The 20,873-nt window shown below is 65.5% G+C and carries 21 protein-coding genes and 2 tRNA genes; 15 read left to right on the top strand and 8 right to left on the bottom strand.

The features are described from left to right. Window positions 1-13: 13 nt before the first annotated feature. The 6 genes from ACXYN8_RS12485 to gpmA are packed head-to-tail and all read right to left on the bottom strand — an operon-like array spanning window position 14 to window position 4,738. A complete protein-coding gene (locus ACXYN8_RS12485) occupies window positions 14-1,057 on the bottom strand; it encodes a glycerophosphodiester phosphodiesterase family protein (RefSeq protein ID WP_458889782.1) in 1,044 nt (347 codons plus the stop codon). Next, window positions 1,054-1,980, bottom strand: coding sequence for a bifunctional riboflavin kinase/FAD synthetase (locus tag ACXYN8_RS12480; protein WP_458889781.1), 927 nt, complete (start codon window positions 1,978-1,980; stop codon window positions 1,054-1,056). The genes ACXYN8_RS12485 and ACXYN8_RS12480 overlap by 4 nt, the downstream gene beginning before the upstream one ends. After that, on the bottom strand, window positions 1,980-2,480 hold the full coding sequence (locus ACXYN8_RS12475) for a dihydrofolate reductase (protein ID WP_458889780.1): 501 nt from the start codon (window positions 2,478-2,480) through the stop codon (window positions 1,980-1,982). The genes ACXYN8_RS12480 and ACXYN8_RS12475 overlap by 1 nt, the downstream gene beginning before the upstream one ends. After that, window positions 2,480-3,544, bottom strand: a complete 1,065-nt coding sequence (locus tag ACXYN8_RS12470; RefSeq protein WP_458889779.1) for a 5-(carboxyamino)imidazole ribonucleotide synthase — start codon at window positions 3,542-3,544, stop codon at window positions 2,480-2,482. Before ACXYN8_RS12470 ends, ACXYN8_RS12475 begins: the two co-directional genes overlap by 1 nt. Then, entirely contained in the window at window positions 3,544-4,050 is a 507-nt protein-coding gene (gene purE, locus ACXYN8_RS12465; RefSeq protein WP_458889778.1) for a 5-(carboxyamino)imidazole ribonucleotide mutase, read from the bottom strand. Before purE ends, ACXYN8_RS12470 begins: the two co-directional genes overlap by 1 nt. Before the next feature lies 1 nt (window position 4,051). Further along, a complete protein-coding gene (gene gpmA, locus ACXYN8_RS12460; RefSeq protein ID WP_458889777.1) occupies window positions 4,052-4,738 on the bottom strand; it encodes a 2,3-diphosphoglycerate-dependent phosphoglycerate mutase in 687 nt (228 codons plus the stop codon). Between the two features lie 307 nt (window positions 4,739-5,045). Here gpmA and ACXYN8_RS12455 point away from each other — a divergent pair. From ACXYN8_RS12455 to ACXYN8_RS12445, 3 genes are all read left to right on the top strand, one after another. Further along, window positions 5,046-5,120: transfer RNA gene (locus tag ACXYN8_RS12455), tRNA-Thr, on the top strand. An 80-nt stretch (window positions 5,121-5,200) separates the two neighbouring features. After that, complete coding sequence (locus ACXYN8_RS12450) at window positions 5,201-5,683, top strand: PH domain-containing protein (RefSeq protein ID WP_458889776.1); 483 nt, start codon at window positions 5,201-5,203, stop codon at window positions 5,681-5,683. Window positions 5,684-5,688: 5 nt separating this feature from the next. After that, window positions 5,689-7,224 carry a PH domain-containing protein gene (locus ACXYN8_RS12445; protein ID WP_458889775.1) on the top strand — a complete coding sequence of 512 codons (1,536 nt, stop codon included), beginning with the start codon at window positions 5,689-5,691 and terminating at the stop codon, window positions 7,222-7,224. 4 nt (window positions 7,225-7,228) lie between these two features. Here ACXYN8_RS12445 and ACXYN8_RS12440 read toward each other — a convergent pair whose 3' ends face one another. Beyond that, the gene (locus tag ACXYN8_RS12440; RefSeq protein ID WP_458889774.1) at window positions 7,229-7,528 is read right to left on the bottom strand and encodes a GNAT family N-acetyltransferase; all 300 of its coding nucleotides are present in this window, start codon (window positions 7,526-7,528) and stop codon (window positions 7,229-7,231) included. 53 nt (window positions 7,529-7,581) lie between these two features. Here ACXYN8_RS12440 and ACXYN8_RS12435 point away from each other — a divergent pair, with 53 nt between their 5' ends. Together ACXYN8_RS12435 and ACXYN8_RS12430 are read left to right on the top strand one after the other, a co-directional pair. Beyond that, window positions 7,582-8,589 (top strand): threonine aldolase family protein, encoded by a 1,008-nt coding sequence (locus ACXYN8_RS12435; protein WP_458889773.1) that lies wholly within the window; start codon window positions 7,582-7,584, stop codon window positions 8,587-8,589. After that, window positions 8,586-9,506: a DMT family transporter gene (locus tag ACXYN8_RS12430; RefSeq protein WP_458889772.1), complete on the top strand. Its 921-nt coding sequence runs from the start codon at window positions 8,586-8,588 to the stop codon at window positions 9,504-9,506. The genes ACXYN8_RS12435 and ACXYN8_RS12430 overlap by 4 nt, the downstream gene beginning before the upstream one ends. On the opposite strand, the gene ACXYN8_RS12425 is transcribed toward ACXYN8_RS12430, so the two are convergent. Then, on the bottom strand, window positions 9,490-10,272 hold the full coding sequence (locus ACXYN8_RS12425; protein ID WP_458889771.1) for a Rossmann-fold NAD(P)-binding domain-containing protein: 783 nt from the start codon (window positions 10,270-10,272) through the stop codon (window positions 9,490-9,492). The two genes, ACXYN8_RS12430 and ACXYN8_RS12425, sit on opposite strands and share 17 nt — an antisense overlap. A gap of 52 nt (window positions 10,273-10,324) precedes the next feature. Here ACXYN8_RS12425 and pepN point away from each other — a divergent pair, with 52 nt between their 5' ends. From pepN to ACXYN8_RS12375, 10 genes are all read left to right on the top strand, one after another. Beyond that, window positions 10,325-12,955 (top strand): aminopeptidase N, encoded by a 2,631-nt coding sequence (gene pepN, locus ACXYN8_RS12420; protein ID WP_458889770.1) that lies wholly within the window; start codon window positions 10,325-10,327, stop codon window positions 12,953-12,955. A gap of 43 nt (window positions 12,956-12,998) precedes the next feature. Beyond that, complete coding sequence (gene pgeF / locus ACXYN8_RS12415; protein WP_458889934.1) at window positions 12,999-13,697, top strand: peptidoglycan editing factor PgeF; 699 nt, start codon at window positions 12,999-13,001, stop codon at window positions 13,695-13,697. Window positions 13,698-13,882: 185 nt separating this feature from the next. Next, the gene (gene petA / locus ACXYN8_RS12410; RefSeq protein ID WP_458889769.1) at window positions 13,883-14,467 is read left to right on the top strand and encodes a ubiquinol-cytochrome c reductase iron-sulfur subunit; all 585 of its coding nucleotides are present in this window, start codon (window positions 13,883-13,885) and stop codon (window positions 14,465-14,467) included. 17 nt (window positions 14,468-14,484) lie between these two features. Further along, window positions 14,485-15,774 (top strand): cytochrome b, encoded by a 1,290-nt coding sequence (locus ACXYN8_RS12405; protein ID WP_458889768.1) that lies wholly within the window; start codon window positions 14,485-14,487, stop codon window positions 15,772-15,774. A gap of 22 nt (window positions 15,775-15,796) precedes the next feature. Further along, entirely contained in the window at window positions 15,797-16,663 is an 867-nt protein-coding gene (locus ACXYN8_RS12400; RefSeq protein WP_458889767.1) for a cytochrome c1, read from the top strand. A gap of 82 nt (window positions 16,664-16,745) precedes the next feature. Further along, window positions 16,746-17,282, top strand: a complete 537-nt coding sequence (locus ACXYN8_RS12395) for an adenine phosphoribosyltransferase (RefSeq protein ID WP_458889766.1) — start codon at window positions 16,746-16,748, stop codon at window positions 17,280-17,282. 126 nt (window positions 17,283-17,408) lie between these two features. Continuing rightward, window positions 17,409-19,268, top strand: coding sequence for a cation:proton antiporter (locus ACXYN8_RS12390; RefSeq protein WP_458889765.1), 1,860 nt, complete (start codon window positions 17,409-17,411; stop codon window positions 19,266-19,268). Window positions 19,269-19,285: 17 nt separating this feature from the next. Then, the gene (locus ACXYN8_RS12385) at window positions 19,286-19,921 is read left to right on the top strand and encodes an OmpA family protein (protein WP_458889764.1); all 636 of its coding nucleotides are present in this window, start codon (window positions 19,286-19,288) and stop codon (window positions 19,919-19,921) included. 66 nt (window positions 19,922-19,987) lie between these two features. Further along, window positions 19,988-20,061: transfer RNA gene (locus ACXYN8_RS12380), tRNA-Gly, on the top strand. A gap of 37 nt (window positions 20,062-20,098) precedes the next feature. Next, on the top strand, window positions 20,099-20,869 hold the full coding sequence (locus ACXYN8_RS12375; RefSeq protein ID WP_458889763.1) for an SDR family NAD(P)-dependent oxidoreductase: 771 nt from the start codon (window positions 20,099-20,101) through the stop codon (window positions 20,867-20,869). Window positions 20,870-20,873 lie beyond the last annotated feature (4 nt).

Below are 20,873 nucleotides of genomic sequence, written 5' to 3'. Positions count from 1 at the left end.
AGCCCGTTGCCCTTTAGCGGTTGCGCCGCGCTGCATGGACGGCGCGTGCCGCCTCCAGCTGCGCCTCGCTGCGCTTGTCGGTGGAGGGGAACAGCGCGGGGCTGATGCTCCACATGTCGTCGACCCACAGGAAGCCGTTGTAGCTCGCGGGCACTTCGCCCAGTTGCTCGGGCAGAGTGATGCCCGAGAGATCGCTCGTGCCGCCGGGCGCAACCATCACGATGCGCGCGCCGACATCCTCCATCCGCGCGATGGCGCGGTTGGGCCAGCCGGGCAGGCCCTGCGCGTCAAGTGGGACGATCAGCGTGTTGCCTTCACAGGCCGACGGCGTGATGCCGATCCAGCCCCACACGCGATAAGCGGAATCGCATTCTGCGGCGCGCTCGGCGCTGAACACCCAGGCTTCGGGCAGCAATTCGCGCATCCGGGCGACTGGCCCCGCTTCGTCAGGCGCGAAGAAGCCATCGCTGCGTCGCACCGGGTCGCGTCGCGCGGCCTTCAGTTCCGCTACCAGCGCGTCGGCCAGAGCAGGGTCGCTGCCGGACAGGCGGAACATCAGCGGCTTGCGCTCGGCCCGCGCAAAAAGTTCGTCCATGCTCGCAATCGCGCCGACGCCTTCGCCCCGCAGCGGGTAGGTCTTGCCCCCATCGGGCGTGTAGCGATAGCCTGCATCGAGCGCCTTCAGTTCGGCCAGCGTCAGGTCGGAAACCGCGCCCTCGCCATCGGTCAGGCATTCGAGCGGCACGTCGGGGAACGCGACCACGCGGTTATCGGCGGTGCGCGCCACATCCACCTCGACCATCGCCGCGCCGCGCGCCTTGGCTTCCTCCAGCGCGGCGACGCTGCCGGGAATGAAGCGGTGGAGCAGCGGCTCGATCTCAGCGATATTGCATGTCGCGTCGGCAGCAGGGTCGGCCGGCAGCTGCGCCATTGCCCGATGCGCCACCAGCTTCACCTTGCCCGCAGGCGCATCGGCGATCCAGCTGGCGTTGAGGAAGGTCAGCAGCAGGAACGCGAGCGCGACTACGAAGCCGATACGATAGAGCCAGCGCTTCACGCGAGCAGCGCCTTCGCCTGTTCGCAATCCCGGTCCATCTGCGTGACCAGCGCATCGAGATCGTCGAACTTCGCTTCGGGCCGCAGGAAATGGTGGAAGGCGACTTCGATCTCCTGCCCGTAAAGGTCTCCGGAGAAGTCGAAGAAGTAGGGCTCGAGCAGCTCCTTGGGCGGTTCGAACTGGGGGCGCACGCCCACGTTGGCCGCGCCTTTCAGCAGCTCCCCGGTCGCGAGGATGCGGCCCGTGACGGCGTAGATGCCGAACTTCGGGCGCAGATATTGCTCCAGCGTCAGGTTCGCGGTGGGGTAGCCTATGGTGCGCCCGCGCTTGTCGCCATGCTCGACGATGCCACGCACCGCGAAGGGGCGGGTCAGCAATCGTGCCGCTTCCCGGGGATCACCGTCGCGAAGCGCTGCACGAACCCGGCTGGAGGATACAGCCTCGCCCCCTTCCATAACGGGGGCCACGGTGCGGTGGGCGAGGCCCATGCCGCCACCGAGTTCGCCCAACAGCCCGACATTGCCCGCCGCGCCCTTGCCAAAGGTGAAATCCTCGCCCGTCACCACGCCGTGCGCGCCGAACCGTTCGACGAGGATGCGGGTAATGAATTCCTCCGCGCTGGTGCCCGACAACTCGGCGTCGAAGTGGAACACCAGCATCGCGGTCGCCCCGGCGGCGAGGTAGAGTTCCTGCCGCTGTTCCAGCGTGGTGAGGCGGAACGGCGGGACATCGGGCTTGAAGAAGCGGACGGGGTGGGGATCGAAGGTCGCGATGATGCTCGGGCGGCCTTCTTGGTGTGCCCAGCGAATCGCCTCCCCCGCCACCGCCTGATGGCCGAGGTGGAAGCCGTCGAAATTCCCCAGCGCGATGATCGCGCCGCGCAAGGGGCCGGGCAGCGCCGCGCGATGATCGAGCCAGCGCATCAGGCGGCATCTTCTTCATGGTAGCGGCGCAGGGTGACGAAGCTGTAGGCGGGGGTATCGCCCGCCGCCTCGCAGTCTTCACGCGCGACGACTTCCCATTCGCTGCCGAGCGGGGGCATGAAGACATCACCGTCGAATTCGGCATGGACTTCGGTCAACTCGACCTGCGTCGCGATGGGCAGGAAGACGTCGTAGATTGCCGCCCCGCCGACGACGCAGATGTCGCCGTCGCCCGCCATCGCCAGCGCCTCCTCGACCGAGCGGGCAAGTTCGGCGCCGGTCGAATCCCAGCGCTCGCGCCGGGTGAGCACGATGTGGCGGCGGCCGGGCAGCAGTCCGGGCAGGCTCTCGAAGGTCTTGCGGCCCATGATCATCGGCTTGCCCATGGTCAGCGCCTTGAACCGCCTGAGATCATCGGAAATGTGCCAGGGCAGCTGGCCGTTCTTGCCAATCGCGCCATTGGTTGCGCGGGCATAGATGCAGGTGATGTCGCGGGCCATCAGTTGGTCGCAGGCGGCCCGAGCCGAGTGACATGGCCCATCTTGCGCCCCTCGCGCACTTCGGACTTGCCATAAAGATGGAGGTGGTTGGCAGGATCGCGCAGCAGCTCGACCGCCTGTTCGACATCGTCTCCGATCAGGTTTCGCATCACCATCTGCGGCGCGATCGAGGCTGTGTCGCCCAGCGGCAGGCCGCAGATCGCGCGGATATGGTTCTCGAACTGGCTGGTGACCGCGCCCTCCACCGTCCAGTGGCCGGAATTGTGCACGCGCGGCGCCATTTCGTTGAACACCGGCCCCTCCGCCGTGGCGAAGAATTCCAGCGTCAGCACACCGACATAGGCGAACTGTTCCGCCACCTGCGAAGCGAGTGCGCGGGCAGGCTTCAGCTGCGAGAGAATCGCATTGCAGGCGGGCAGGGTGGAGCTGGCGAGCATTCCGCCGGTGTGGTCGTTCTGCGTCGAATCCCAGAAGCGGATCTCGCCGTCATGCCCGCGCACGAGGATGACGGAGAACTCTGCCTCGAACTCCACGAAGCCTTCGTAGACCATCGCCGCCTGCGGCAGCGCGAGCGCGGCGGCTTCCTCCGTGCTGCGAAAGCGCCACTGGCCCTTGCCGTCGTATCCGTCGCGGCAGGTCTTAAGGATGCCGGGCGTGCCGATCCGGGCCATGGCGGCCGCCAGGTCGTCGCGCGAATTGACCTCGGCGAAAGGGGCAGGCGAGCCGCCCATCGAGGCAACGAAGCGCTTTTCCGAAAGCCGGTCCTGCGCCCAGCCGAGCGCGTTGGCCGTGGGAAACAGCTTGTCGGCAATCGGTTCGAGCGGCGCGGCAGGCACGTTCTCGAATTCATAGGTAATCACGTCGCACGTCCCGGCAAAGCGGGCGAGCGCATCGCCATCGTGCCAGTCGGCGCAGGTGAAATGCGCGGCGACCTCTGCCGCGACGCTGTCTTCCTCCGGCGCGAAGATATGGCACGAGTAGCCCAGCTGAGCGGAGGCAAGGGCCATCATCCGGCCCAGCTGGCCGCCGCCGAGGATGCCGATGGTGCTGCCCGGCTCCAGCATCAGTCGACCGGACGCTCCGCCACCGCATCGGTGCGTTTCTGGCGATAATCCACCAGTCGCTGCGCCAGCGCGGGGTCGTTCAGCGCGAGGATCGAGGCGGCGAGGATGCCCGCATTGGTCGCGCCCGCCTCGCCAATCGCCAGCGTGCCGGTCGGAACACCCGCGGGCATCTGCACGATGGAGAGCAGGCTGTCCCAGCCCGACAACGCCTTCGATTTCACCGGCACGCCCAGCACGGGCAAATGGGTGAGTGCCGCGATCATGCCGGGCAGATGTGCCGCTCCGCCCGCGCCAGCTATGACGACCTGGAAGCCTTCTTCATGTGCGCGCTTGCCGAATTCGTGCAGGCGGTCGGGCGTGCGGTGGGCCGAGACGATCCGCGCTTCGTATGCGACGCCCAGTTCCTCCAGCGCTTCGGCCGCGCATTTCATGGTCGACCAGTCGGACTGGCTGCCCATGACGATGGCAACCGGTGTGGCTTCCTGTTGTTTGGCCCCCTCGGCCATGTCAGCGGTCCTTCAGGTAGTAGCGTTCGCCCGGCTGCATCGCGTCGTCGAACTCGTAGACGATCGGCTGGCCGGTCGGAATCTCGAGGCCGGTGATATCCTCGTCCGAAATGCCGGAAAGGTGCTTCACCAGCGCGCGCAGCGAATTGCCGTGGGCGCTGACGATCACCGTCTCGCCCGCTTCCAGCTGCGGCACGATGGCGCTCTGATAATATGGCAGCACGCGCTCGATCGTGAGCTTGAGGCTTTCGGTGCGCGGCACGGTGATGTCGGCGTAGCGCGGATCGGCGGACAGGTCGAATTCGCTGCCTTCGTCCATTTCGGGCGGCGGCACGTCGAAGCTGCGGCGCCAGACATGCACTTGTTCGTCACCGTGCTTCTCGCGCGTCTGCTGCTTGTCGAGGCCGGTGAGACCGCCATAATGCCGCTCGTTCAGGCGCCAGTCCTTGGTTTCGGGAATCCACAACCGCCCCGCCTCGTAAAGCGCGAGGTGCAGCGTGCGGATCGCGCGGGTCTGCAGGCTGGTGAAGGCAACGGTTGGGAGCAGTCCCTTGTCGCGAAGCAGCGTACCGGCCGCGCTCGCTTCCTCCACGCCCTTGTCGGTCAGGTCGACGTCCCACCATCCGGTGAAGCGGTTTTCCAGGTTCCACTGGCTCTGGCCGTGGCGGACGAGGATGAGGGTCGGCAAGGGGTCGGCCTCCTGTTTGGTCGCGAGCGCGACGCCCTAGCGTTCGGGCCCGGTTTTGGGAAGGTGTTGAGTCGCACTGTCCGCGCCCCCCAATTCGCGGGCCTGAGCCTTGCGACGCCGCAGGTTCTCTCGCAGCTTGACGGCCAGCCGTTCCTCGCGCGTCATTTTGTCTTCGGGTTTTGACATTATCGAAATCTCTTGCCGTCATAGCGGCTGCGGCTCAAGCATTGCTTGACATTGCAGGCGCCCGCGACAATAGGCCGCGCCCGTCCGCAGGCGTTGCCAACAGGCAGCCGGCCATCCGGATGCTGCTGTAGCTCAGTGGTAGAGCGCACCCTTGGTAAGGGTGAGGTCGGGAGTTCAATCCTCCCCAGCAGCACCATCGTTTCTCTGCCCGACAGTTCCATTGGACGAGCGCGATTTCGCTTGTCGGGAAGCGGTGTGTTGCTAATCTAACGCACCATGAGCGATAGCCCTCCCACCGAAGATACCGAGCTGACGCCGGTCGATCCGCGTTACAAGAACATGCTGCGGCTGGTTGTGGTGCTCTGGGCACTGCCGCTGATCGCGGCCGCGATCGCTGCGGAGGTCGCCGGGGTGTTGCCGCTGGGCGTGGTGATCGTACCCGTGGCGCTGCTGCTGGGGTGGACGATCCTTCGCCTGCCGCTGCGGCGCTACAATGCGCGCGGTTACACAATGGGCACCGACCGGCTGCGGACGGTGCGCGGATTGCTGTTTCGCAGCGATACGGTGGTCCCGTTCGGGCGGGTCCAGCATCTCGACGTGCATCAGGGTCCGCTGGAGCGCGCCTTCGGGCTGGCCACGCTGGTGCTGCACACGGCGGGCAATCACAATGCCTCCGTCGCCCAGCCCGGCTTGCGGCACGACGATGCCATTGCGATGCGCGAGGCTATCCGCGGCCATATCAAGCGCCAGACGCTCTGACGCCGATGTCAGAGATGGACGAACACGCGACGGGCGAACCCCAGCGGACGCACCCGCTGGGCCTGCTCGTCAACGCGCTGCGCGGCGCGAGCAATGCGATCGTTCCGATCATCGCGATCGCGTTCGGTGGCGACAACTGGGGTCTGACCGGTGGACTGGCGGGCCTCGCCATGCTGGGCGTGGTGGCGCTGGTGGGCCTCGGCTCCTTCCTCAAATGGTATCGCCTGACCTACACCATCAATGCCGAAGACATCCGGGTGGAGAGCGGCGTCCTGTCGCGACAGGCACGTTCCGTCCCGTACGAGCGGATCCAGGATGTCAGCCTCGAACAGAAGTTGCTGGCGCGCGTTTTCGGGCTGGCGGAGGTCAAGTTCGAAACTGGCGCGGGCGGCGGCGAGGATATCGCGCTCGCATGGCTGACCGTCAGCGAGGGGGAGCGGATGCGCGAACTCGTTCGCGACCGGCGCGACGCGGAAACCGTCGCAGCGCCGGCTGGCGCCGCTTCGGTTCAGAATATGCCGGACGTGGCGATGGACGCGCCCATCTTCACCATGTCGCCCGCTAGGATCGCGACCTTCGGGATGTTCGAGTTCTCGCTCGTCGTGCTCGCCGTTCTGGTCGGCGTGGCGCAGCAGTACGATTTCCTTATCCCGTGGGACCGCCTCCCGTTCGACGGGCTGGACGATATGCTCGAAGACCGCAGTCGCCGCGCCTTTGCCGCGGCTGACTGGGCCTTTGCGCTGACCTCGCTCGTCACGGGGCTGGGCGGATTGATCCTGCTGGGCATCGCGACCGGAATCGTGCGCACGATGGTGCGCGAATGGGGCTTCAGGCTCGACCGTACGCCCAAGGGCTTTCGCCGCCGCCGCGGCCTGACGACGCTGACCGACGTGGTGCTGCCCGCCCACCGGGTACAGGCCGCGATCGTCGGCAGTGGGTGGATACGGCGCATGTTCGGCTGGCATGGCCTGAAGTTCGTCAGCCTGGCGCAGGACACTTCCGGCTCCTCGAGCCACGCGGTCGCTCCGTTCGCGAAGCTCTCGGAAATCTGGCCGATCGCGCAGGAGGCGCAGATCATGCCACCAGACGAAGATCTCGAATGGCAAAGGCCGAACATCTGGCGCTGGCTGAGCGAATCGGTGCTGCTGGGCGCCGTGCTCGGCCTCGTCGCGCTGGGCTTGTCGATCAGCGGTGTGGGATTTGCCTGGATGCCGCTCGCGCTGGTCGGCGTCGCTGTTCTGATGGCGGCGGGCAATGCGCTCGCGTGGTCATGGCACCGTCACGCCATCGACGAGGCGCAGGTGTACACGCGCACGGGCTGGTTCAAGCCGCGTCTCACCATCGCGCCGCGCATGAAATTGCAAACAGCGGAGATCACGAGCGGCCCGTTCGGACGATTGTTCGGCTATTGCGACATTCACTTCGGGCTCGCCGGCGGAAGCTTCGCCATTACCGGAGCGTTGCCGGAGGAAGCGGAGACGATCCGCGCCGCCGTGGTGGACACGATTGCGGCAGTCGATTTCTCGGACCTGCCGCAATAGCGCGTCAGGCGCGCAGATCCGCCCAGTCGGGATGCTCGTCGAACTTGCCATCGACGTAGGAGCAGCGCGGCACGATCTTGAAGCCCTGTTCGCGCGCGTCGGCAATCAGGCGATCGACCAGCTTGCCGGCGACGCCCTGGCCGCCGATGGGCCGCGGCACCACAGTATGCGTGGCGACCCGCACCGAATCGTCGCCGCCCTGCGGTTCCCACTCCAGATACCCGGTCTCGCTCGCGCCCTCGACATTGGCGACATACTTGCCGCCCTGTCCCTGAACGTGATGAGTGATGGTGACGTCGGCCATGCAATTTCGCTCCTTCTTGCGCTCAACGCCGCGATGGCTAAGGGCGTTCCAGCATGAGCGCCGATCGCCAGTTTCTTTCAGACAACGCAGCCCCGGTGCATCCGCGCCTATGGCAGGCGATGCACGATGCGGACGCGGTGGACGCGCCGTATGATGGCGATGCGCTGTCGCGGCGGCTGGACGATGCCTTCGCTACCTTGTTCGGGCGCGAATGCACCGTGTTGTGGGTGGCGACCGGGACGGCGGCGAACTGCCTTGCGCTCGCCAGCATGGTGCCGCCGCACGGCGCGGTCGTGTGCCACCGGGAAGCGCATATCGAGATGGACGAAGGCGGTGCGCCGGGCTTCTTCCTTCACGGCGCCAAGCTGCTGCTGGCCGATGGCGAGGGCGCGAAGATCACGCCGCAGGCGGTGCGCGCGGTCATCGACCCGATCCGTGACGATGTGCACCAGGTCCCGCCCGCCGCGATCAGCGTGACGCAGGCGAGCGAATACGGGCGCTGCTATCTGCCGGAAGAACTGGATGCGATAGGCGCGCTGGCAGGGGAACGCGGCCTTGGCTTCCACGTAGACGGCGCACGTTTCGGCAATGCGGTGGCGCATCTCGGCTGCTCGCCCGCGGCTGCTGCCGGTCCGGCGGACGCGCTCAGCTTCGGCTGCGTCAAGAACGGCGCGATGAACGCCGAAGCCATCGTCTTCTTCGACCGCGCGCTGGCCGATGTCGCGCATTACCGCCGAAAGCGCGCCGGGCATTTGCAGAGCAAGGGCCGCTACCTCGCGGCGCAATTGCTCGCCATGCTGGATGGCGACCTGTGGCTGGAAAATGCGCGCGCTGCCAATGCCGCTGCCGCCGCCCTGTCGCAGCACGCTGGCGAACGGCTGATGCACCCGGTCGAGGCGAACGAGGTCTTCATGCGCCTGACCGCGGCGGAGCGTGCGCGCCTTCGTGAACAGGGGTTCGGCTTTTACGACTGGGGCAGCGATGCCGCCCGCTTCGTCGCCAACTGGGCCACGCCGATCGAGGCGGCGCAGGCACTCGGCCGGGCGATCGGATCGCTGTGAGCGAAACCCCTCCGCACGCTCTGCTTCGCCCTGCCATTGCAGTGCCGTTCCTTGTCACGGCGCTGATCTGGGGCAGCACCTGGTTCGTCATCACGACCCAGATTTCGCAGGCTACCGCACTCTGGTCCGTAACCTGGCGCTTTGCGCTGGCGACACCGGCGATGTTCGTTCTTGCGATGGTGCTGCGTCATAAGCTGGCCATGAGCCCCGCCGCCCATCGCCTTGCGATATTGATGGGGCTGTTCCAGTTCTGCGGGAATTACGTCTTCGTTTACAATGCGGAACAGCATCTGACGTCCGGCATCGTCGCACTGCTGATCGGCATGATGCTCGTGCCCAATGCTATACTGGGGCGATTGCTTCTGGGCGAAGACATTACCCGGCGCTTCATGTTCGGCAGCTTCGTCGCTCTCGCCGGGATCACGCTCCTGCTGGTCAATGAGGCGCAGGCGGCGCCGCTCGGCGGCAATGTCGCACTCGGCACGGTGCTGGCGCTGGTGGCGATGCTGGCAGCCTCCATTGCCAATGTTATCCAGGCCAATCCGACCGGCAAGTCGGTGCCGCTTGTGACGTTGCTGGCATGGTCGATGCTCTACGGCACGCTGATCGACGGGGCGCTCGCCGCCGTGCTCGAAGGGCCTCCGATTTTCCCGAAAGCATCTGCCTTCTGGCTCGGCACGGCATGGCTGGCGCTGGCAGGATCGGTCGTAACCTTTCCGCTCTACTACAATCTGGTGCGGCAGCTCGGCGCAGGCCGCGCCGCTTACAACGGCGTGATGGTGGTGGTGATCGCGATGGTCATTTCCACCCTGTTCGAAGGTTACCGTTGGACTCCGCTCGCGGTTGCAGGCGCGATCCTTGCCATCATCGGGCTGGTCATCGCCCTGCGCGCCAAACAGATCAAAGCAGGCTCCTGAGCCCTTCGCGATAGGTCGGATAGCGCGGGTTCCAGCCCAGCACCCGCTTGGCCCTGGTGTTTGCGACGCGGCGGTTCTCCGCATAGAAGCCGCGCGCCATCGGGCTGAGGTTCGCTTCCTCCAGCGTCTGCATCGGCGGCGGTGATACCCCCAACAGGCGGCAGGCCTCTTCCGTCACGCAATTGTTGCTGGCGGGCAGATCGTCGGAAAGGTTGTAAGCGCCGGGCGGTGCATCGCTGGTCAGCGCCGCGATCACGCCGCTGGCAATATCCTCGACATGGATGCGGCTGAACACCTGCCCCGGCAGATCGATCCGCCGCGCCTCGCCCGCTCGCACCCGGTCGAGCGCGCTGCGCCCCGGCCCGTAAATCCCCGGCAGGCGGAACACCCTGCTGCCCAGTTCCAGCCACTTCGCGTCCGCCTCGCTGCGGGCAGAGCGTCGTCCGGTGCCGGTCGGGCTGGCCTCGTCCACCCACGCGCCGTTCGCGTCCCCGTAGACGCCGGTGGAGGAAAGGTAGCCGTACCACGCCCGACCGAAGTCGCGGCCATAGGATGCGAGCGCCGGGTCGAGGCCGCTGGCCCGATCGGGCGGCACGCTGGAGAGAACGTGAGTCGCTCTGCCGAGCGCGCCCCGCACCGCATCGGCGTCCGCGAATTGCACATCGCCGTCGCTGCCGGTTGCGGAAACGTCCCAGTCCAGCGCCGTCACCTTTTCCGCGATGCGTTTCGCGGTGTAGCCGAGCCCGAAAATGAACAAATGCGCCATGTCCGCGTTCTAGCGGTTGGACCCGCCCACCACACACCCTAAATCGAGCACCATGGACATTATTCGCAATCCCGAGATGGCCGATGCGGCCGCCGAGCCTCACGACCCGCCCGTCATCCGGCGCGAGGATTATCGCCCGTTTCCGTGGATTGTCCCGCATGTGAGGCTGGAATTCGACCTCGACCTCGACAGGACACGCGTCACATCGCGGCTCACGGTCGCCCGCAATGCCAAGGCCGACGGATCGCCGACGATCCGCCTCAATGGCGATGGCCTGACGCCGCTGGCGGTCGAAATTGACGATCAGCCCGCTGCCGACTGGACCATGGACGGCAACGATCTGGTCATCCCGCTGTCGGGCGATGCCCATGACATCCGCATCGTCACCGAAATCGCGCCGAGCGATAACAGCCAGCTGATGGGGCTTTACGCATCGGGCGGAATGCTCTGCACGCAATGCGAGGCGGAGGGGTTCCGCCGCATCACTTTCTTCCCCGACCGGCCCGACGTGCTCAGCACCTACACGGTGCGGATGAGCGGTCCGAAGGCGCAGTTCCCGATTCTGCTGTGCAACGGCAACGAGACGGCGACGGGCGAAGGGCACGACGGCATCCACTGGGCCGAATGGCACGATCCGTGGCCCAAGCCGAGCTACCTCTTCGCGCTGGTCGCGGGCGACCTGGTCGCCAATCGCGACAGCTTCACCACCATGAGCGGCCGCGAGGTCGACCTCGCCATCTGGGTGCGTGACGGCGATCTCGAGCGCACGCATCACGCGATGGATTCGCTGAAGCGCAGCATGACGTGGGACGAAGAAACATTCGGGCGCGAATACGACCTCGACGTCTTCAACATCGTCGCGGTGAGCGATTTCAACATGGGGGCGATGGAGAACAAGGGCCTCAACGTCTTCAACACGAAATACGTGCTGGCCGACGTGGAGACTGCCACCGATGCCGATTTCGACGCGGTGGAAGGCGTCATCGCGCACGAATACTTCCACAATTGGTCGGGCAACCGCGTGACCTGCCGCGACTGGTTCCAGCTGAGCCTGAAGGAAGGCTTCACCGTGCTGCGAGACCAGCTCTTCTCGCAGGACATGGGCAGCGCGCCGGTCAAGCGGATCGAGGATGTGCGCGTGTTGCGCGCGGCGCAGTTCCCCGAAGACAGCGGACCGCTCGCCCACCCGATCCGGCCCGACAGCTTCCGCGAGATCAGCAATTTCTACACGGCCACGGTGTATAACAAGGGTGCCGAGGTCATTCGCATGATGCGCACCCTCGCCGGAGAGGACGCTTTCCGAAAAGGCACCGACCTCTATTTCGACCGCCACGATGGCGAGGCCGCGACTTGCGAGGACTTCATCAGCGCGATCGAGGATGGCGCCGGCCTGGATCTCGAGCAATTCCGCCGGTGGTACAGTCAGGCAGGCACGCCGAAGGTGGCCGTTCGCGTGTCGCATGACGGCGATGTGGCGACGCTGCACCTGTCGCAGACGGTTCCGCCGACGCCCGGCCAGCCCGACAAGCAGCCGATGCCGATCCCGCTGAAGATCGCCTTGTTCGACCGCGAAACCGGGCGACATGATGGTGAACGACTGGTCACGCTCGACACAGCTGAAGCGAGCTTGAGCTTCGACGGATTCCCTTCCGAACCGGTCCTGTCCATAAATCGCGGCTTTTCCGCGCCGGTATCCATTCTCCGCGACCTGTCGGACGACGACCTGGTCTTTCTGGCCGCGCATGACGACGATTCCTTCGCACGCTACGAAGCCTTGCAGGACCTCGCGACGCGGTATCTGGTCGCGGCATCTACCGGCGCGCTGGACGAGACGCGTCGCGCTTCGGGCCGCGAGGCGCTGCGCACGGCGCTGGCCGCCGTCATCGCGGACGATCGGATCGACGATCTGATGCGCGGCGAACTGCTCGCCCTGCCGAGCCAGTCCTATATTGCCGAACAGATCGACCGTTCCGACCCTGCGGCCATCCATGCCGAGCGGGAAGCGCTGAAGGCCTGGCTGGGCGTGGCACTGCAACAGGAACTGCATGGTCTTTACGACCGCGCGGAGAAGGTGCCGTTCTCGCACTCGCTGGAGACGAAGGGCGCGCGCAAGCTGAAGGCCCAGGTGCTTGGCTTCGCGGCAGCGAGCGACCCGGCCAAGGCCGCGGAGCTTGCAGCGTATCAATACGACCGGGCCGACAACATGACCGACCGCCAGTCCGCCTTGTCGGCGCTGGCGGGGCTCGACCATCCGGCGCGCGAGGAAAAGCTGGCCGACTTCCACCAGCGCTTTACCGACAACGCGCTGGTCATCGACAAGTGGTTCATGACGCAAGCTTTCTCGCTCCACCCCGACGTGCTGGAACAGGTAAAGGCGCTGGCCAACCATCCCGACTTCACTTTGCGCAATCCGAACCGCGTGCGCTCGCTATACATGGCGTTTGCGGGCAATCCGCACGGCTTCCATGCCGCCGATGGGGAAGGCTATCGCATGATTGCCGATCTCATCCTCGCGCTCGATCCGATCAATGCGCAAACGGCGGCGCGATTCGTCATTCCGCTTGGCCGCTGGAAGCGGCTGGAACCCCATCGTTCGGCCCTGATGAAGGCCCAGCTGGAGCGGCTGGCCGCAGTGAAGCTGTCGCGCGACACGTCAGAGCAGGTCACACGCTCGCTTGGCTGAAGCGCTCACCTCGCCAGTTCTCGAAGCTGTCCCGCACGGCTTCATGACGCGTACCGGCGGCGTTTCGACCGGTGCCGTCGCGGGTCTCCAATGCGGGTTCGGCGCCGATGACGATGCCGCAGCCGTGGAGGAGAACAGGCGGATCGCTGCCGAAACCGTGCTGCCGGGCGCAGCACTGGTCACCGTCTATCAGGTTCACTCCCCTGATGTCGTGGTAGTGTCCGGGCCGATCAGCCTCGACGACCGCCCGCGCGCGGATGCGCTGGTCACAGACCGGTCGGACCTGCTGCTCGGCATCGTCACCGCCGATTGCGCGCCCGTTCTCTTCGCCGATCACAAGGCAGGGGTCGTCGGCGCCGCCCATGCCGGCTGGCGCGGCGCGGTGGACGGCGTGATCGACAACACGGTCGCCGCCATGCGGAGCCTCGGCGCGCGGCCCGAACGCATCGTTGCCGCCGTCGGCCCGTGTATCGCGCAGGCGAGTTACGAAGTCGGCGAGGATATGCGGGCCGAGTTCTCGCCCCAAGACCATGCATTCTTCGCACCCGCGCGCGCGGGTCATTACCAGTTCGACCTCGAAGGCTATGTCGCCGCGCTGTGCGCGCGCGCAGGCGTCGGGGCGGTCGATCGTCTCGGTCGCGACACTTATGCCGATCCGGAACGCTTCTATTCCTACCGCCGCGCCACCCATCGCGCAGAGGCCAATTACGGTCGCCAGCTTTCGCTGATCGGGTTGCGCTGAAGCGCAAGGAACTTGCCAAAAACACGGTTGGCACGCGGGTCTTTCGCAGCTATCAGCGCGCGCAAAGCGAGACCGGCGGGGGTTTTCAGGGCACCTGCTGCAATGGTCGCGAGGGGCTCCCTGCATACGCGATCTCAAAGGCACAATCCCGCCCGTCCGGGCTGGTATGAGGCAAGGCAAGTTTGATGGCAGACACCACTGCAAACACGATTCCTGATACGCGCGACGATACCGTCGCCGTGGACGGCGAAGGCGCGCGCCGCCGCGACTTCCTGACCATCGCGGCGGTTTCCGCTGCCGGGGTCGGCGGCCTGACCATCCTGTATCCGCTGGTCAGCCAGATGGCGCCGTCGGCCGACGTGCTTGCCGAAAGCAGCACCGAAGTGGACATCAGCGCGATCGAGCCGGGGCAGGCGATCAAGGCCGTGTTCCGCAAGCAGCCGTTGTTCGTGCGTCACCTGACGCCGCAGGAAATCGCCGCTGCCGATGCGACGCCCGCATCCAGCCTGCGCGATCCGGAATCGCTCGAAGACCGCACGAAGGAAGGCCACAAGGCGATCCTCGTCACCATGGGCGTTTGTACCCATCTCGGCTGCGTGCCGCTGGGCGCTGCCGAAGGCGAGATCAAGGGCGAATTCGGCGGCTATTTCTGCCCGTGCCACGGCTCGCACTACGACACGGCCGCGCGCATCCGCAAAGGCCCGGCACCGACCAACCTGGTAGTGCCCGACTATGAATTCACCTCCGACACCGTGATCCGCGTCGGCTGAGGAGCAAGAGACACACCATGAGCTTTCCCTGGGCCAGAGAATACAAGCCGGCCAACGGCCTGACCAAGTTCCTCGACGAGAAACTGCCGCTGCCGCGCTTCGTGTATAACGCGGTCGGTGCCGGCTATCCGGTGCCGCGCAATCTCAACTACATGTGGAACTTCGGCGTTCTCGCCGGCTTCTGCCTGATGCTGCAGATCGTCACCGGCGTGGTGCTGGCGATGCATTATGCGCCCAACGCGCTGGTCGCCTTCGATTCGACCGAGCACATCATGCGCGACGTCAACTGGGGCTGGCTGATGCGCTATGCCCACGCCAATGGCGCGAGCTTCTTCTTCATCGTCGTCTACATGCACATTTTCCGCGGCCTGTTCTATTCGAGCTACAAGGCCCCGCGCGAGATGATCTGGCTGCTCGGCGTCGTGATCTTCCTCCTTATGATGGCAACCGCCTTCATGGGTTACGTCCTTCCCTGGGGCCAGATGAGCTTCTGGGGTGCCAAGGTGATCACCGGCCTGTTTGGCGCGATCCCGCTGGTGGGCGAGCCGTTGCAGATCTGGCTGCTCGGCGGTTACGCGCCGGACAACGCCGCGCTCAACCGCTTCTTCAGCCTGCACTTCCTGCTGCCCTTCGTTATTGCCGGGGTCGTCATCCTGCACATCTGGGCGCTGCATATTCCGGGCTCTTCGAACCCGACCGGCGTCGAGGTGAAGAGCGAAAGCGACACCGTGCCCTTCCACCCGTATTACACGGCGAAGGACGGCTTCGGACTGGGCGTGTTCCTGATCCTCTATTGCGCGTTCGTGTTCTTCATGCCGAACATGCTGGGCCACCCGGACAACTACATTCCGGCCAACCCGCTCTCGACTCCGGCGCTGATCGTGCCCGAATGGTATTTCTATCCGTTCTACGCGATCCTGCGTGCCTTCACCTTCGACTTCATCCTGCCGGCCAAGCTGTGGGGCGTGCTCGCGATGTTCAGCGCGATCCTGGTGTGGTTCTTCCTGCCCTGGCTGGACCGCTCGCCGGTGCGCAGCGGCCACTACCGCCCGCTGTTCAAGATCTTCTACATCATCCTGCTGGTCGACATGGCGGCGCTGTTCTACCTCGGCGGCGCGCACGCCGAAGAGCCGTACATCATGCTCAGCCAGCTCGCGACGGCGTATTACTTCCTGCACTTCCTCGTGATCCTGCCGATCGTCTCCTCGATCGAAAAGCCGGATCCGCTGCCCCGTTCGATCACCGATGCGGTGCTTCATTCGGACAAGAAGCCGGTGCTGGGCGAAAACGCGACACCCGCGGTCTAAGGCGACAAGGAAAGAACCCCACATGATCCGCATTATTGGATTTTTCGTCGGCCTGGGCTTTACGCTCGTCGTGCTGATCGCCTTCTTCGCCGGGGTCGGCCCCGCGTTCGGGGAGCTGGCCAAGTACGGCCAGTTCGTCGCGCCGACGGCGGAGCACGAGTTCCACAAGTATCCGCGCGAAGCCCGCGTGCCGACCGATGGCGTATTCGCGCATTGGGACCAGCAGCAGCTGCAGCGCGGCTACAAGGTGTACAAGGAAGTGTGCTCGGCCTGTCACTCGCTGCGGCACGTCGCCATCCGCGACCTGCATCAGCTGGGCTACACCGAGAACCAGGTGAAGGCCGAAGCCGCAACCTGGACCGTGCCGGGCGTCGATCCGAACACGGGCGAGGCGACCACGCGTCCCGGCCTGCCGACGGATTACTTCCCGTCGCCCTATCCCAACGACATCGCCGCGCGCGCTGCGAACAACAACGCGATCCCGCCCGACCTGTCGCTGATCACCAAGGCGCGTCACGACGGCACGAACTACGTCTATTCGCTGCTGACCGGCTATCAGGAAGCTCCGGCGGAACTGGCGGAGGAATTCCCCGAATTCACCACGCCGGACGGGCTGCATTACAACCCGTATTTCCACAGCCTCAACATCGCGATGGCCCCGCCGCTGACTTCAACCGGTCAGGTGACCTTCGATGACGGCACCGACGCTTCGGTCGACCAGATGGCGAACGACGTAGCGGCCTTCCTGCAGTGGGCGGGGGAGCCGACGCTGGTGAAGCGCAAGCAGACCGGCTTCTGGTTCATGGGCTTCCTGCTTTTCGCGACGATCCTCGCATGGTTTGCCAAGAAGCAGGTATGGTCCAATGTGAAGCCGCGCCGGGACGACTGATCGCCCTTCCTGTGAAATTTGCGAAACGCCCCTGCGCCCAACCGGCGTCAGGGGCGTTCTGCTTTGCAGTGAAGAGGCGCGCATGACCCCCGAAGAGCTGAAGGCACTGGTCCGCACCGTGCCGGATTTCCCGGCACCCGGTATCCAGTTCCGCGACATAACGACCCTGCTCGGCCACGGTCCCGGGCTTGCCGCGACCATCGAGCATCTCTCCACCAGTGCACGCGATTTCGGTGCGGAGGCGGTCGCCGGAATGGAAGCGCGCGGCTTCATCTTCGGCGCAGCGGTGGCCGCGCGGCTCGGCATCGGCTTCGTGCCCGTGCGCAAACCCGGCAAGCTCCCGATCGCCACCATCACCGAGGAATATGCGCTCGAGTACGGCAGCGACCGGCTGGAAATGGACCCCGATGCCATTGCCGACGGACAGCGCGTCGTGATGGTAGACGACCTGATTGCAACTGGCGGCACGGCCTTGGCCGCCGCATCGCTTCTTCGCCGCGCCGGCGGGGACGTTGCCGGCGCCTGCTTCGTCATCGATTTGCCGGATCTCGGCGGGGCGCAGCGGCTTCGTGACGACGGCCTGGCCGTATCCGCGCTGATGGATTTTCCCGGCCACTGAACACACTTACAGCGTGTTTGCGGGATAGAACGCCGCCCTCGCGCATTTGCCAACCATACGCCGGATGTGTCACCATCGGGCCGAAGGACATTTTGCGTCCGAACGAGGGGCAGACAGACACTTATCATGGAAAGCCAGGCACTCGTCATTGCACTGGTCGGCGTACTGGGCATCGGCGCGCAGTGGATCGCCTGGCGTACGGGTTGGCCCGCAATCGTCCTGATGCTCTTCGCGGGCTTCATGGCCGGTCCGGTGCTGGGCGTGATGAACCCGCGCGAAGCGTTCGGCGGAATGCTCGAACCGATGGTCTCGATCGGCGTCGCGTTGATCCTGTTCGAAGGTGGGCTGAGCCTCGACTATCGCGAACTGAAGAACTCGGGCGACGGCGTGCTGCGGCTAGTGGTGCTCGGCGTTCCCTTCGGCTGGCTGTTCGGTTCGCTCGCCTGCTATTATATTGCCGGGCTCAACTGGCCGGTCGCCATTCTCTTTGCAGGTATTCTGGTCGTGACGGGCCCCACCGTCGTGCTGCCGCTGCTCCGCCAGAGCGCGGTGCAGCAACGGCCCGCAGCGATTCTCAAATGGGAAGCCATCGTCAACGACCCCGTCGGCGCGCTGTGCGCCGTGGTCGCCTATGAATATTTCCGCAAGCTGGCGGAATCGCCCGGCGCCTCGGTGGTCGAAGTGGTTCCGCCGCTGATCATCGCTGCGCTGCTTTCGGGAGCCATCGGCTACGCTGCGGCGCGCGTCATCGCCTGGAGCTTCCCGCGGGGCTTCGTGCCGGAATTCCTGAAGGTACCGGTGCTGCTGGTGGCAGTGGTCGGCGTCTTCGTCATGTGCAACACGATCGAGCACGAGGCGGGTCTCGTCGCGGTTACCGTTATGGGCATCGCGCTGGCCAACATGCACGTTGCCAGCCTCCGCTCCATCCATCCGTTCAAGCAGAATATCGCCGTGCTGCTGGTTTCGGGCATCTTCATCCTGCTGTCCGCCTCGCTCGATTTCGAACAGCTGCGCAATTTCGAATGGCGCTTCGGCGTGTTCCTGCTCGCCCTGCTGTTCCTCGTTCGCCCGGCGACGATCCTCATCAGCCTGCTGTTCAGCTCGGTACCGTGGAACGAGCGGCTGTTCCTCGCCTGGATCGCGCCGCGCGGGATCGTGCTGGTCGCCATTTCCGGCCTGTTCGCACTGCGCCTCAACGAACTGGGCTATCAGGACGGCAACATCCTCATCGGGTTGAGCTTCGCCGTCGTGGTGGCAACCATCATGGCCAGCGGTTTCACCGTCGACATTGTCGCCCGCCTGCTCAAGGTGAAGGGCGAGACGCGGCCCGGACTGCTGATCGTCGGCTCCACTCCGTGGACGGTCGCGCTGGCGCGGCAGCTCCACCAGCTCGATACCCCGGTGATGATCGTCGATTCGAGCTGGCAACGCCTCGCCGCCGCGCGGCGCGAGGGGCTGCCGACCTATCATGGAGAAATCCTCAACGAAGCGACCGAGCACAACCTCGACCTCACCCCGTTCCAGGTCCTCGTGGCCGCGACCGAGAACGAAGCGTACAACGCGCTGGTCTGCAGCGAATTCGCACCGGAAATAGGCACCGATTCCGTCTATCAGCTGGGCGAGCCGGGTGACGATGACGATCACCGTTCGCTCCCGTCCAGCCTGCGCGGGCGCGCCCTGTTCACCGAAGGCCTGGGGGTCGAGGACCTGCAGGAGCGCGAGGCCGAGGGCTGGCGGTTCCGCAAGACGCGCCTGTCCGAACGCTACGATTTCAGCAAGGCGCAGGAAAACCTGCCGGAGCGCGCGCATCTGCTGCTGATCCTTCGCCCCACTGGCAGGATGCGCTTCTTCACCCACGCCGCCGCGCCAGAGCCGCGCGAAGGCGACATCATAATTTCCTATTCCCCGCCGCAGATCGAAACGCAGGAAGAGCGCGCCAGCCGCAAGGCAGCCAGGGGCGACCGTGCGAAACCCGAACCGGCATGATCCAGCAAGGCCCGACCATGACACGCAATCTCGTCATCCCATCACTTCTCTCGCTCGCGATGCTCGCCGGCTGCGGCGGATCGGAGAGCGAGCCGGCACCGCCGCCGCAGGAGCCTGCGGAGGATGCCGCGACGATTGGTGCCGATGGTAGCGGCGATGGCTCGATCATGCGCTCCGACATCGACGAAACGCCGATCGTCGAGCCGGAGCCGGAACCCATCCGCCTGACGCTTTCCTTTGCCGATGGCGGCAGCACGTTGACGGACACTGTGAAGGAACGGCTGACCGAACTCGCTCCGCGCATCGATGCAGAGCAGGGCTGGCCGATCATCATTCGTGGCCATAGCGACGCGGACGGCAGCGGGGATGCGAACACCCGCGTCTCGCAGCGGCGGGCGCAGGCGGTGGCCGACTTCCTCGTCGAGCAGGGCGTGGATGAGGCCAGCATCACCGTGATCGCGTTCGGTGCGCAGAATCCGAAGCAGCCCAATGCCCTGCCGGACGGCTCACCGAACGAGGCCGGTCGCAAGGCAAATCGCCGCGTGGAACTGACCTACGCGCCCGAAGGCTGGCAGCCGGAGGAAGCGGATACGGACGAGGATCTCGGCATGCCGGCGGAAGCGTCTCGTTCCGAAGCTTCGCAATCCGGTTGACGAACCCCTGCGCGCGGTGGCAAGCGCAGCCTCGCTTTTCCGGCGGCCGCATCGGCTGCCTCACGGGCGGGTATAGCATAGTGGTAATGCTCCAGCCTTCCAAGCTGGCTAGAGGGGTTCGATTCCCCTTACCCGCTCCAGACTTTCACCTCTGACAAAGCGCGGGGACAAACACCTATGCAGATCGAGAACATGGCCGCCATCGTCACCGGCGGCGCGTCGGGCCTTGGCGGAGCGACTGCGGCGCGGCTTGCCGAAAAGGGCGCGAAGGTCACCATTTTCGATCTTAATGAGGACAAGGGCGTCGAACACGCCAAGGCCATCGGCGGTCGCTTTGCCAAGGTCGACGTCAGCAGCAACGACGCCGTCGCCGCTGCTATCGCGGAGGCGGAGGAAGCGCACGGGGTCGCGCGCATCCTGATCAGCTGCGCCGGTTTCGCACCCGCGGTGAAGACCGTGGATCGCGACAACAATCCGCACGATCTCGAACTTTTCCGCAAGACGCTCGAAGTGAACCTGCTGGGCACCTTCAACGTGCTGTCGAAATTCGCCGCTCGGCTGATTCCCGCGGAACCCCTGCCCGGCAAGGACGGCGAACGCGGGGTGGCGATCAATACCGCTTCCGTTGCGGCCTACGAAGGCCAGATGGGGCAAGCCGCCTACTCTGCGTCGAAGGGCGGCGTGGTCGGCATGATGCTGCCCATCGCGCGCGACCTCGCCCGCTTCGGCATCCGCGTGAACACCATCGCGCCCGGCATCTTCCTCACGCCGCTGATGCTCGGCCTGCCCGAAGCGGCGCAGGAATCGCTCGGTCAGCAGGTGCCTTTCCCCAGCCGGCTCGGCCAGCCGGAGGAATATGCGCATCTGGTGGAAAGCATCATCACCAACCCGATGATCAACGGCGAATCGATCCGCATCGATGGCGCGATCCGAATGGCACCGCGGTAAGGCG

The sequence above is a fragment of the Altererythrobacter sp. CAU 1778 genome (assembly GCF_054482795.1).
The sequence above is the reverse complement of the archived record's forward strand: the minus strand, read 5'-3'. Positions and strand labels throughout refer to the sequence as shown.